Genomic DNA, 12,051 nt, shown 5'->3' on the forward strand with positions numbered 1-12,051 from the left:
AGCAGCGGCAGGCTCTGCGAGGCGGTCACGAACTCCCGCAGCGGATGCCGGGCCAGCACCGCGTCCACCTCCGGCGTCAACGCCGCCGCCAGACGGGTGGCGACCGGCAGCGAGTCGTCGCGCAGCGTCTCCGCCGCCGCGAGCACCGCAGTGCGCCCGGGGCCCTCGGGCACCCCGGCGGCCAGCTTCTCATGCAGGTCGCCGCCCTCCTCCAGCACCAGCCCGGTGTCGATGCCCGCCGGAATCTTGATGCGGGCAGTGCGCCGCCACGTGGTCACCGGATCGCTCCAGGCCTCCACCCGATACGTCCAGTGGCCCGCGGAGGTGGGGGTGACCTCGGCGCCCCAGCGGTCGGAGCCGGGGGCCAGTTCACGCATCGGCGTCCACGGGCCGTGCTGGCCCTCCGGATCCGTCAGGACGACATTGGCGGCGACCGCGTCATGGCCCTCCCGGAACACGGTCGCGGTGACCTGGAACGTCTCCCCGACGACCGCCTTGGCCGGGCGCCTTCCGCACTCCACCGCCGGATGGACGTCCCGCACCGGGATGCGGCCGATGGCCGGAATCGAACTCATGGGTCTCACCTCCGCCGTGCTGGGGACCGGGCCTTCGGCCCGGTCGAGGGATACAAACTGCGACATATGCGTTGAGCCGCAGGGAGGTCTACCTCCCTGCGGCGAAATGCTCCTGCGCCTGCGGGGGGCCGCGCCGGTCGGCCGCACCCGGTCGGGGCCGCTCGTTCTGCTCCCGGAGATAGGCGCCCAGGGTGGACCCCAGATAGCGCTCGGCGGCGTCCGCGGCCTCGCGGGCGCAGCGCTTGCCCATCAGCACGCACAGGGTGTAGCCCGAGTCCTCGAAGGTGGCGCGCACCGCGCGGTCGGCGGGAGACGCGAGCATGACGCGTTCCCAGGCCCGGTACCGCCTCAGTTGCCGGGCCACTTCGGCTTTGGCCGGTAGCAGCATGACGCTCTTCACTTTCTCCGGGGCTCGATCGCACGTCTCCCGACCGTCGGGCGGCCGCGCGTGGGCACGCACGGATCCGTTACGGGTCTCGAGGTCTTCACACATGGTGCACGGGTGGCGACTCAGCGTCTTGTTGGATCTTCAACTATGCGTGGTGGGTTCCATCGCCCCGGCTGTGCGCTCCGGTTGCACGAATGGTCTAGTTCACCCACTCTTGAGGTGACTCAGAAGCGATCAACGCTCACGCTTCGCGTTCGGGGCTCGTCCCACAGGGGCGAGAAGGAGCGGGAGCTTCGCGGGTGAGGAGCCACGAAGATGAAGACCGCAGTGCCCTGCTACTACCACCTCGATGTGGAAGTCAGCCCCGAACGGGTCGGACAGGTACGGCGCATCCTGGCCGCGCATCTCCGCCTCTGGGACCTCGAGACACTGGTCGAGCCCGTCTGCAGCGGCGCCGAGCTGCTGTTGCAGGCCATCGACGAGCACGCCACGGACAAGAACACCTCGGTCGAGATGTGGTGGAACGGGCAGCATCTGATCACCGCCGTGGGAGAGAACGACTGCGACCTGCGTCCCGACCAGGACCTGCGTTCCTGTCTGCAGTGGATCGCCGCGATGAGCGACGGCTGGGGCTGCTGCGCCACCGACACCGGCAGCAAGGTCATCTGGTTCTCGCAGCGGGCCAGGGCCGGCGAACGGGTGCCCCTGGTGCCCTTGGCGCCCGCGCCGAGTCTGCGCGAAGTGCTCCAGGTGCCCCGCGAGATGCCTGCCGTGGCCCTGGCCGGGCAGGTGCGCGAGCTGGACGGCATCCTGGAGGATGCCCGGTGACGGCGAAGCGCCGCCGCAAGCCAGGGGTGCCCGTCTGGAGCGGGCACCCCTACCCATTGGGTGCCTCCTACGACGGGAAAGGCACCAACTTCGCGCTCTTCAGCGAGGTGGCCGAACGCGTCGAACTCGTCCTCGTCGACGACGGCGGGGAGCACCGCGTCCCGGTGACCGAGGTCGACGGCTTCGTCTGGCACTGCTACCTGCCGGACATCGGGCCGGGACAGCGCTACGGCTACCGGGTGCACGGCCCCTGGCACCCGCAGCTGGGCCATCGCTGCAACCCGGCGAAACTCCTGCTCGACCCGTACACCAGGGCGGTCGACGGGCAGGTGGACAACCACGCCTCCCTCTTCGAGCGCGCACCGCACGGCCGGTCCCGGTCGGACAGCGCCGGGCACACCATGCTCGGCGTGGTCACCGACCCGGCCTTCGACTGGGGCGAGGACCGGCCGCCGCGACAGCCCTACGCCGACAGTGTGATCTACGAGGCGCACGTACGGGGCCTGACCCGCACCCACCCCGACGTCCCGCCCGAACTCCGCGGCACCTACGCCGGACTCGCGCATCCCGCGGTCGTCGAGCACCTGACGAAGCTGGGCGTGACGGCGGTGGAGCTGATGCCGGTGCACCAGTACGTCCAGGACGGGGTGCTGCAGGGCCGCGGCCTGTCCAACTACTGGGGCTACAACACGATCGGCTTCTTCGCGCCGCACAACGCCTACGCCGCCCACGGCACCCGCGGCGGACAGGTCACCGAGTTCAAGTCGATGGTGAAGGCACTGCACGCGGCCGGCCTCGAGGTCATCCTCGACGTCGTCTACAACCACACCGCCGAGGGCAACGAGAAGGGCCCCACGCTCTCCTTCCGCGGCATCGACAACGCCTCGTACTACCGTCTGGTGGACGGCGACTGGGGCCACTACTACGACACCACCGGCACCGGCAACAGCCTGCTGATGCGCCACCCCTACGTACTGCAGCTGATCATGGACTCGCTGCGGTACTGGGTCACCGACATGCACGTCGACGGCTTCCGCTTCGACCTCGCGGCCACGCTGGCCCGGCAGTTCCACGAGGTGGACCGGCTGTCGGCGTTCTTCGACCTCATCCAGCAGGACCCGGTCATCAGCCGCGTCAAGCTGATCGCCGAGCCCTGGGACGTGGGGGAGGGCGGTTACCAGGTGGGCAACTTCCCGCCGCTGTGGTCGGAGTGGAACGGCAAGTACCGCGACGCCGTACGGGACTTCTGGCGTGGCGGCGAGCACACGCTGGGCGAGTTCGCCTCCCGGCTGACCGGCTCCGCGGACCTTTACGCGCACAGCCGGCGCCGCCCCCGGGCCAGCGTCAACTTCGTCACCGCGCACGACGGATTCACCCTGCGCGACCTGGTCTCGTACAACGACAAGCACAACGAGGCCAACGGGGAGGGCAACCGGGACGGAGAGAGCGTCAACCGGTCCTGGAACTGCGGAGTCGAGGGCGACACCGACGATCCGGGCGTGCTGGAGCTGCGTGCTCGCCAGCAACGCAACTTCCTGGCCACCCTGCTGCTCTCGCAGGGCATCCCGATGATCGGCCACGGCGACGAACTCGGCCGCACCCAGCACGGCAACAACAACGCCTACTGCCAGGACAACGAAGTCTCCTGGGTCGACTGGGAGCTGACCGAGGAGCAGCGGGACCTCGCCGAGTTCACCCGGTACGTCATCGCACTGCGCGCCGCCCACCCGGTGCTGCGCCGCCGCCGGTTCTTCCGCGGCGAGACCGCGACCCACCCGCGCCGGCCGCTGCCGGACCTGGTGTGGCTGGCGCCGGACGCGCAGGAGATGACGGAGGAGGACTGGCAGCGCTCCGACGCGCACTCCGTCGCCGTGTTCCTCAACGGCGACGCCATCGCCGAACACGACGACTGCGGCCGTCCCGTCGTGGACGACTCGTTCCTGCTCCTGCTGAACAGCTACTGGGAACCGGTGGAGTTCCGGCTGCCGGACGTCACGTACGGCGAACGCTGGACGACGCTGATCGACACCGCCGAGCCGCACGGGCCGCCGGACGAGTCGGAGTACAAGGCGAACACCGGGCTCCTGGTCGAGCGCCGCAGCCTGGTGCTCCTGTCGAGACCCCCCTGTGCCCCGAAGGGGCGCGGGGCTTCATCGACCGGCGGCTCCGCCGCGGGGCGCGGCACGTCACGACGACGCTAGAAGCCGACCGACGACACAACGTGGCACTTCCACAGGCGCCCGGCTGCCCCAGCGGAGCGTCACCTCAGCGTTCGCGGCGCGAGGTCACCGTGAACTGCGCACCGTCGGCGTCGCGCAGCACGGCCTCGTCGCTGCCCTTCGACAGGACGCTGCCGCCGTGCACCTCGGCGGCCCGTACACAGGCCGCCACGTCCTCGACCGCGAAGTGGATCTGCCAGTGGGGCCGGATGGTGGGGTCGGGCGCCGCCCCCAGGGCCCCGGACTCGATGCGCGCCACGATGTCGCCCTGGCTGCGCAGCACCACCTCGCCGCCCTCGTAGAGGACCTCGCAGCTGCCGGGCCGCCCCGAGGCCCAGTCCAGCACCTCGCCGTAGAAGATCGCGGCGTCGAAGGCGTCGCGCGTGTGCAGTCTGATGAAGGTCGGGGCCGCCTGCCGCCACTTCTCCCAGTCGGCGATCAGCGCCCCCTCCCAGATTCCGAAGGTGGCTCCGTCCCGGTCGGCCAGCAGGGCCGCCCGCCCCGGGGGGAACGAGATCGGGCCGACCGCGGCCGTCCCGCCCCGCTCCTGGGCCCGTGCCGCGGCCTTGTCCGCGCTGGGCACGGCGAAGTACGGCGTCCACGCCACCGCCATCTGCCACATGTCGGCGACGGCGGCGATCCCGGCCACGGGCGTGCCGTCCACCATGGCCATCCGGAAGCGGTCACCCAGCTTGGCGGAGCGCCACTCCCAGCCCAGCACGGCCGCGTAGAAGTCCTCGGTGGCGTCGACGTCGCGGCTGGTCAGGCTCACCCAGCACGGCGCACCGAACACGGAGGCCGAGGTGACGATGCGCGTCATGCCGCGCGGGCGTGAGGTGTCGTGGTTCATGGCAGTTGCGTCCTGGTCTCGTCGATCGGCAGCCACCGGTCTGGTACCAGTGTCCAACCGGAACCGCACGATGCGCCTGCCGAGTACCCCGTGAGGGGGGCCGAAACGGGTGCCGTGGCGGTTGCCGCCGGTGGCGACGGGCAGGGTGAGTGCCACTATGGAGGAGTGGCACAGGTACCGCATGAACCTGCCGACGAGACGGATCGCATCTTCGCGCTGCAGGAAGAAGTCGATCAGCTGAAGGAAGCCATCGTCTCGCACGCCGTCGTGGACCAGGCGATCGGGATGATGGTCGCGCTGGGCCGGGTGGCGCCGGACCAGGGATGGGCAGTGCTGAAGGACGTCTCCCAGCACACGAACATCAAGCTCCGCAATGTCGCCGAGCTCATTCTCATCTGGGGCCGCAACGGGGACCTGCCCCCGGAGATCAAGGCCGAACTCGAGGACGCCCTGGACCGCTACGGTCCCACGCAGATCCCCGAGGCCCCACCGGAGCGGTGAGGCGACGGGGCCGCGTACGGCCGAACGGCGCAACGTTCAGCCGGTCTCCGCGAGGAGTTCCGCGCGGAGCTGGTCGAAACAGCCGCTGAGCAGCCGGGAGACATGCATCTGAGAGATGCCGAGCTGCTGGGCGATGCGGCTTTGCGTCATGCCTCCGAAGAAGCGGAGATACAGGATGGTGCGCTCGCGCTCCGGGAGCGCCTGCAGACACGGCCTGACCGCCACGCGATCGACGACGACGTCGTAGGCCGGGTCGGGCCCTCCGATCGCGTCCGTCAGGGCGTATCCGTCGGTGCCGGGCATCTCGGCGTCCAGCGAGAGCGCGGTGAAGCACTCCAGGGCTTCCATCCCGGTGCGCACCTCGCCCTCGCTCAGGTGGGCCTGCCGGGCGATCTCGGTGACGGTCGGTCTGCGCCCCGCTGTGGTCTGGGACAGGTCCTTCGCGGCCTGCCGCACCCTGTTGCGCAGGTCCTGGACCCGGCGCGGCACATGCAGTGTCCACATGTGGTCGCGGAAGTGCCGTTTGATCTCGCCGGTGATGGTCGGCACCGCGTACGCCTCGAAGGCGTGGCCGCGGGCGGGGTCGTAGTGGTCGACGGCCTTGACCAGTCCGAGGGCCGCGACCTGGTAGAGGTCCTCCAGTGACTCTCCGCGCCCTTTGTACCGGACGGCGATCCGCTCGGCCATCGGCAGCCAGGCCTGGACCAGTTGGTCCCGCAGCTGCCTGCGCTGCGGCCCTTCGGACAGCCGAGCGAGCCGGGCGAAGGCCTCGGCGGTGTCGGGGGCGTCGTCGTGCGGATGGGGTTTCGTGCTGGCGCTGGCGACACGCATGGTGCGCACCTCCCTGAGGCGGTGCATGGGGGGACGGGCGCCATGGGAGATGCGGCTCGGACCTGCGGAGACATCCGGAGCCCGACCGGCTCCCACGGACGTGCCTCCTGTCCGAAGCACTAGGTACTGATGCCCAGAATCTGTACATCCCAAACAAACACGACATTCTGGATGGATGGTGGGTGCTTGACCGTCCCTTGGGGTTCATTACCTCTGCTACAGAGATAATCTGCTGATGTGGAAACCGAAACCTTCCCGGACGAGCTGATCGACGCCCTCGTCGGCGTCCAGCGGCTGGTACGGCGCCGTCTGCGCCCGCAGATCGCCCCGCAGTTGCGCGGCGCCGAGGTCGAGCTGCTGCGCCTGGTCGTCACCCGGCCCGGCATCGGCATATCCGACGCCGCCAAAGAGCTGTACCTGGCGGGCAATTCGGTCTCGACGCTGGTCAACCAGCTGTCCCGGCAGGGCTATCTGGTCCGCGAGACCAACCCCGCCGACCGGCGCGCCGCCCGGCTGCTGCCGACGCCCGCGGCCGAGGCGCGGCTCGCCGAATGGCGCAAACGGCGCGCCGAACTCGTACGCGGCGGGCTGTCCCGGCTCGACGACACGGACCGGGAGACACTGCGCACGGCGATCCCCGCCCTGCGCAGGCTGGCCGACACCCTGCACGAGGAGGCCGAGGAGACATGACGCGGAACGCCGACACCGGACAGGCCGAGGCCGTCACCTGCACCGGACTCGCCTACGCCTTCGGCGAGACGAACGCGGTCGACGGACTCGAACTGTCGGTGGCCGAGGGCGAGGTCTTCGGCCTGCTCGGACCCAACGGCGCCGGAAAGACGACCGCGATCCGCTGCATCACCACCCTGCTCCCGGTCCCCGCCGGAATGGTCCGCGTCTTCGGCCACGACGCGGCGGGGGACCGCATGGCCGTGCGGCGCCTGCTGGGCTATGTGCCGCAGCAGCTGTCCGCCGACGCCGGACTCACCGGCCGTGAGAACGTCGCCCTGTTCGCCCGCGTCTTCGACGTGCCCCGCGCCGAACGCGCCGAACGCGTCGGCCAGGCCCTGGCGGCCGTCGGTCTCGCCGACGCCGCCGACCGGCTGGCCGGCACCTACTCCGGCGGCATGGTCCGCCGCCTCGAACTCGCGCAGGCACTGGTCAGCGCCCCCCGGCTGCTGATCCTCGACGAGCCGACCATCGGCCTCGACCCGATAGCCCGCACCGGAGTGTGGGACCACATCAACGCCGTGCGCGCCGCCACCGGCATGACCGTGCTGGTGACCACCCACTACATGGACGAGGCCGACCAGTACTGCGACCGGGTCGCCCTGATGCACCGCGGCCGCATCCGTGCCCTCGGCACCCCCGACGAGCTCAGGGAAGGGCTCGGGGAGCGCCGGCGCGCCGCGGGCGCGGCGGCCACCGACCCGCTGCCCACCCTGGAGGACGTCTTCCGGGACGTCGCGGGCAGCGGACTCGACGACCAGGCAGGAGGTTTCCGCGATGTCCGAAGCACCCGCCGCACCGCGCACCGCGTCGGCTGACCCCACCGGCGCACCCGGCATCGACCTGCTGCTGCGGCCGCCCCGGCCCCGCGCGGGCTGGCGGCTGCTGCCCGCGCGCGTGTTCGCGATGTGCGCCGTCGAACTGCAGAAGCTGCGCCACGACCGCACCGAGCTGTACACCCGCGCCGTGCAGCCCGCCCTGTGGCTGCTGATCTTCGGTCAGACCTTCACCCGCATCAAGGCCATCCCCACCGGAGGCATCCCCTACGTCGACTACCTGGCGCCCGGCATCATCGCCCAGTCCGCGATGTTCATCGCCATCTTCTACGGCATCCAGATCATCTGGGAGCGCGATGCCGGCATCCTCAACAAGCTGCTGGTCACGCCCACCCCACGCTCGGCCCTGATCACCGGCAAGGCGTTCGCGGCCGGAGTGAAGTCCCTGATCCAGGCCGTCGTCGTCATCCTGATCGCCGCGGTGCTCGGAGTGGCGCTGACCTGGAACCCGCTGAAGCTGCTCGGTGTCGCCGCGATCGTGGTCCTGGGGTCCGCGTTCTTCTCCTGCCTGTCGATGAGCATCGCCGGCATCGTCCTCAACCGCGACCGCCTCATGGGGTTCGGGCAGGCCATCACGATGCCGCTGTTCTTCGGCTCCAACGCCCTGTACCCCGTGTCCGTCATGCCCGGCTGGCTCCAGGCCGTCAGCAAGGTCAATCCGCTGAGCTACCAGGTGGACGCCCTGCGCGGCCTGCTCCTCGGCACGCACGCGCACGTGGCCCTCGACTTCGCGGTGCTGCTCGTGGCCGGCGCGCTCGGCATCGCCGCGGCCTCCTCGCTCCTCGGCCGGCTGGCCCGCTGAGGACGGCCCGCGGAACGTGATGTGCCCCACGCACACGTGCACGTCCGTGTGGCGTGTTCCGACCGTTGTTCCTGCGCACGGCTTGATCAGTGATCAAAGGGGGTGAATGCGCTGGCCACAGCGCATTCTGCTCATTTGACAGTGCCCTGAGCGCACAGATAGGAAGCAGCTCTCTGAGGTCGATGAGGTGGACTGTGTACGAGCCGAACGTGGTCGGGGACTGGCAGGAGTACGACGAGCATGCCGGCCTGCGTGTCCGCGTCCACCGTCTGGAAGCCGCCGAGCCCCCACGCGGACGCGACGACGCGGCGGCCGGGCTGACGTACTTCAGCCTCCGGGTCACCGTTGAGAACCGCGGCAGCCGCTCCTTCGGCATCCACCTCGAGGACGGCCAGATCGACGTGCGCCTGGGCCCCGACGGGGAGGCCGCGTTCATCGACTGGCGCAACTCGCAGTTCATCGAGGGCTTCGACGTCTACCCGCTGCGCCGGGCCACCGCCGTGCTGTACGCGGCCGGCCCGGACGCCTGCCTGAGCCAGGTCGACGTGCAGATCCAGCTGCGGGTCGAGGAGGAGTGGACCGACCGCCGGCTGTGGACGGGCGGCATCGGTCTGCACGACGAGCCCGTCGGCGCCTACCCGGGCACGGGCCGGGACGGCGGCCTGGCGCACCAGGTCAGCAACTTCCTCCGGGACCAGGCCGAAGAGGGCACTGCCTGACCCCGCGCGCCCCGGAGCCCGCTCAGTGCGGGATGCCGTCGATGATCTCGCGGGCACCCTGGCGCAGCAGCGCCACGGCCACCGAGGTGCCCAGGGTGGCCGGGTCGAGCCGTCCGGCCCACTCGTGGGCGTTCAGGCGGGTCTTGCCGTCCGGGGTGAACACACAGGCCCGTAGCGACAGTTCGCCATTGGCCTCCACGCGCGCGTACCCGGCGATCGGGCTGTTGCAGTGTCCCTGCAGGACGTGCAGGAACATCCGCTCCGCGGTCGCCTCCTGGTGCGTGTGCCGGTCGCCGAGTGCGCTGACCGCGTCGATGAGGTCGCGGTCGCCCTCACGGCACTGCAGGGCGAGGATGCCCGCGCCGATGGACGGCATCACCGTGTCCGGCGACAGCACCTCGCTGATCACGTCCTGGCGTCCGATGCGTTCGAGACCGGCCGCCGCCAGCAGCACCGCGTCCGCCTCGCCGGCCGCCAGCTTCGCCAGCCGGCGGTTGGCGTTGCCGCGGAACGGCACACACTCCAGGTGGGGGTGGGTGGCGGACAGCTGGGCCACCCGGCGCACCGCGGAGGTGCCGATGCGGGTGCCGGCCGGCAGCTCGTCCAGGGTGAGGCCGTCCGGGTGCACCAGGGCGTCACGGATGTCGTCCCGCTTCAGGAACGCGGCGAACGTCGTGCCGGCCGGGAGCGGCCGGTCGGCGGGCACGTCCTTGAGGCAGTGCACGGCGAGATCGGCCTCGCCCGCGAGCAGCGCGGCGTCCACCTCCTTGGTGAACGCCCCCTTGCCCTCCACCTGGGACAGGACACCCATCCACTTGTCACCGGTCGTCTTCACCGGCACGACCTCGGTGCGCACACCGGGATACAGGACCGCCAACTCGGTGCGCACACGCTCCACTTGGGCCAGCGCCATGGGCGAGTCACGGGAGACGATGCGGATCATTTCGGGGACGGACATGCGGCCACGATAGACCGTCGCCAGAGGGTCGATGACCGTTACCGCCCCATTGGGGATCCGAATCACTCGGCAGGGACGACGGGTGTGCGCACACCGCCCTGAGACGCCCGGGCATCCGGCCGGATCAGCAACGCGAGCGCCCGGGCGGTGAGCGGCCCGCCGGCCGACGGGCGAGGCATCCTGCTGATGTCCAGCGTGTTCGTCCGGCCGGACGTGGTCAGCGGATTCGCCCGGCCCCGGCAGCCGACGGTCATCTGCCCGGCCCGCGGCATGGGCCGCCTGCACACCACCCCGGGCCCGCGCCCGCCCGCCGCCCTCGCCCGCCTCCTGGGGCACCGGCGGGCCGCGCTGCCGGCCGACCTGACGGTTCCCGCCACCACCACGGAACTCGCCGCGCGACACGGCCTGGCCCCCTCCACCGTGTCGTCCCACCTGACGGCCCTGCACACGGCGGGACTGCTCGATGCCCGCCGCCAGGGCTACTACGTGCGGTACGGGCGGACCGCCCTGGGAGACCGGCCGGCTGCAGGGGCGTAGGGCGATCCCGCCGGGTCCGTCGAAGGCGCCCGGGCGATCTCGGCCACCTCGGGCTTTTCGGCCGCGGCGCGCCGGGAACCCGGTGGCCGTCCGGAGCCGCCCCCAGGTCAGGAGGCCGACGTGGCCGATTCCCAGCACACGCAGCAGGATCCTACGACGCAGCACCCGCGCCCCGAGTTCCCGGCGCAGGACCAGCCCCATCCGGGGTGGACCGGGCCCATGGACCCGCCGCCCGACCACGGGGAGAAGACCTATCGGGGCGCCGACCGCCTGAAGGACCGCAAGACCGTCGTCACCGGCGGCGACTCCGGCATCGGGCGGGCGGTCGCACTGGCCTTCGCACGCGAGGGCGCCGATGTCCTCTTCACGTACTTGGAGGAAGAGGCGGACGAAGCACGCGAGACGTCCCGGCTCGTCGAGGACGCCGGGCGCAAGGCGGTGGCCGTGGCCTGCGACATCCGGGAGGAGGACAACTGCCGGGCGCTGATCGAGCGCGCCGTCACGGAGTTCGGGCGCATCGACGTCCTGGTGAACAACGCGGCCTACCAGATGTCGCAGCCCGACGGCATCGAGGCGATCACGACCGAACAGTTCGACCGGGTCATGCGCACCAACGTGTACGGCATGTTCTTGCTGACCAAGTTCGCCCTGCCGCACATCCCGAAGGGCGGCAGTGTCATCAACTCCACGTCGGTGCAGGCCTACAAGCCCAGTCCGCATCTGCTGGACTACGCGACGACCAAGGGCGCGATCGTGACCTTCACGCAGGGGCTGGCCCAGATGCTCGCCGAGCGCGGTATCCGCGTCAACGCCGTCGCGCCGGGCCCGGTGTGGACACCGCTGATTCCCGCGACCATGCCCGACACGGTGGAGTTCGGCAAGCAGAGCCCGCTGGGCCGCCCGGCCCAGCCCGCCGAACTGGCCCCCGCCTACGTCTACCTCGCCTCCCAGGAGGCCGGCTTCGTCACGGCCGAGATCCTCAACGCGACCGGAGGCACACCACTGCCCTAGCGGGACGCGGGAATGGAAGGCGCCGTGGCGGGAACCCGCACGGCCGTCCGCAACGAGGGAGTGGGGCACATGCATCAGGGAGCGCATCGGCCGCCGCGGCCAATGTCCGTCGTCCGGGCCCGTGACGGCGGCGGACAGCACGCATCAGTGGCGGACCGGTGGTCGCCGGTGCTGCGCGGCGTCATGACGGCGGCAGCCGTCGTCGTGGTCGTGGCCGCGCTGTGGGCGACGGCCGTGGCCCGCTGAGACGCCGAGCAAGTGCCGGCG

Annotated in this window: 15 protein-coding genes; 10 read left to right on the forward strand and 5 right to left on the reverse strand. The window is 70.9% G+C overall.

The annotated features are described in order from the left end of the window. Both ACWC1K_RS38880 and ACWC1K_RS38885 read right to left on the reverse strand, forming a co-directional pair. Positions 1–575: maltotransferase domain-containing protein (locus ACWC1K_RS38880; RefSeq protein WP_450837699.1), on the reverse strand; the 575-nt coding region annotated here is incomplete at its 3' end. An 88-nt stretch (positions 576–663) separates the two neighbouring features. Then, entirely contained in the window at positions 664–963 is a 300-nt protein-coding gene (locus ACWC1K_RS38885; protein ID WP_450837700.1) for a DUF5133 domain-containing protein, read from the reverse strand. Positions 964–1,278: 315 nt separating this feature from the next. On the opposite strand from ACWC1K_RS38885, the gene ACWC1K_RS38890 reads away from it, so the two are divergent. Continuing rightward, positions 1,279–1,791: a pep a2 gene (locus ACWC1K_RS38890; RefSeq protein ID WP_450837701.1), complete on the forward strand. Its 513-nt coding sequence runs from the start codon at positions 1,279–1,281 to the stop codon at positions 1,789–1,791. Beyond that, positions 1,788–3,992 carry a glycogen debranching protein GlgX gene (gene glgX, locus ACWC1K_RS38895; RefSeq protein WP_450837702.1) on the forward strand — a complete coding sequence of 735 codons (2,205 nt, stop codon included), beginning with the start codon at positions 1,788–1,790 and terminating at the stop codon, positions 3,990–3,992. The genes ACWC1K_RS38890 and glgX overlap by 4 nt, the downstream gene beginning before the upstream one ends. Positions 3,993–4,056: 64 nt before the next feature. Here the strand turns inward: glgX and ACWC1K_RS38900 are convergent, their stop codons facing one another. Then, positions 4,057–4,860, reverse strand: coding sequence for a VOC family protein (locus tag ACWC1K_RS38900; RefSeq protein ID WP_450837704.1), 804 nt, complete (start codon positions 4,858–4,860; stop codon positions 4,057–4,059). Between the two features lie 165 nt (positions 4,861–5,025). On the opposite strand from ACWC1K_RS38900, the gene ACWC1K_RS38905 reads away from it, so the two are divergent. Beyond that, positions 5,026–5,361 carry an ANTAR domain-containing protein gene (locus ACWC1K_RS38905; protein WP_389083372.1) on the forward strand — a complete coding sequence of 112 codons (336 nt, stop codon included), beginning with the start codon at positions 5,026–5,028 and terminating at the stop codon, positions 5,359–5,361. A gap of 36 nt (positions 5,362–5,397) precedes the next feature. Here ACWC1K_RS38905 and ACWC1K_RS38910 read toward each other — a convergent pair whose 3' ends face one another. Beyond that, positions 5,398–6,192: a SigB/SigF/SigG family RNA polymerase sigma factor gene (locus tag ACWC1K_RS38910; protein ID WP_450837706.1), complete on the reverse strand. Its 795-nt coding sequence runs from the start codon at positions 6,190–6,192 to the stop codon at positions 5,398–5,400. Positions 6,193–6,429: 237 nt separating this feature from the next. Between ACWC1K_RS38910 and ACWC1K_RS38915 the strand changes: the two genes are divergently transcribed. The 4 genes from ACWC1K_RS38915 (at position 6,430) to ACWC1K_RS38930 (ending at position 9,278) form a co-directional block, all read left to right on the forward strand. Further along, complete coding sequence (locus tag ACWC1K_RS38915) at positions 6,430–6,882, forward strand: MarR family winged helix-turn-helix transcriptional regulator (RefSeq protein ID WP_450837708.1); 453 nt, start codon at positions 6,430–6,432, stop codon at positions 6,880–6,882. After that, positions 6,879–7,739 carry an ABC transporter ATP-binding protein gene (locus ACWC1K_RS38920; RefSeq protein ID WP_450837710.1) on the forward strand — a complete coding sequence of 287 codons (861 nt, stop codon included), beginning with the start codon at positions 6,879–6,881 and terminating at the stop codon, positions 7,737–7,739. Before ACWC1K_RS38915 ends, ACWC1K_RS38920 begins: the two co-directional genes overlap by 4 nt. Further along, positions 7,699–8,559 (forward strand): ABC transporter permease, encoded by an 861-nt coding sequence (locus ACWC1K_RS38925; protein ID WP_450837712.1) that lies wholly within the window; start codon positions 7,699–7,701, stop codon positions 8,557–8,559. The genes ACWC1K_RS38920 and ACWC1K_RS38925 overlap by 41 nt, the downstream gene beginning before the upstream one ends. Positions 8,560–8,753: 194 nt before the next feature. Then, positions 8,754–9,278, forward strand: coding sequence for a hypothetical protein (locus ACWC1K_RS38930; protein WP_450837814.1), 525 nt, complete (start codon positions 8,754–8,756; stop codon positions 9,276–9,278). A 22-nt stretch (positions 9,279–9,300) separates the two neighbouring features. On the opposite strand, the gene hemC is transcribed toward ACWC1K_RS38930, so the two are convergent. After that, positions 9,301–10,236 (reverse strand): hydroxymethylbilane synthase, encoded by a 936-nt coding sequence (gene hemC, locus ACWC1K_RS38935; protein ID WP_450837714.1) that lies wholly within the window; start codon positions 10,234–10,236, stop codon positions 9,301–9,303. Between the two features lie 147 nt (positions 10,237–10,383). Here hemC and ACWC1K_RS38940 point away from each other — a divergent pair, with 147 nt between their 5' ends. The 3 genes from ACWC1K_RS38940 to ACWC1K_RS38950 all read left to right on the forward strand — a co-directional run bounded on the left by ACWC1K_RS38940 (position 10,384) and on the right by ACWC1K_RS38950 (position 12,030). After that, positions 10,384–10,773: an ArsR/SmtB family transcription factor gene (locus ACWC1K_RS38940; protein WP_450837716.1), complete on the forward strand. Its 390-nt coding sequence runs from the start codon at positions 10,384–10,386 to the stop codon at positions 10,771–10,773. Between the two features lie 120 nt (positions 10,774–10,893). Continuing rightward, positions 10,894–11,784, forward strand: a complete 891-nt coding sequence (locus ACWC1K_RS38945) for an SDR family oxidoreductase (protein WP_450837717.1) — start codon at positions 10,894–10,896, stop codon at positions 11,782–11,784. Positions 11,785–11,886: 102 nt separating this feature from the next. Continuing rightward, a complete protein-coding gene (locus tag ACWC1K_RS38950; protein WP_450837719.1) occupies positions 11,887–12,030 on the forward strand; it encodes a hypothetical protein in 144 nt (47 codons plus the stop codon). The last annotated feature ends 21 nt before the right edge of the window (positions 12,031–12,051 follow it).

The organism is Streptomyces sp. NPDC001492 (assembly GCF_053597275.1).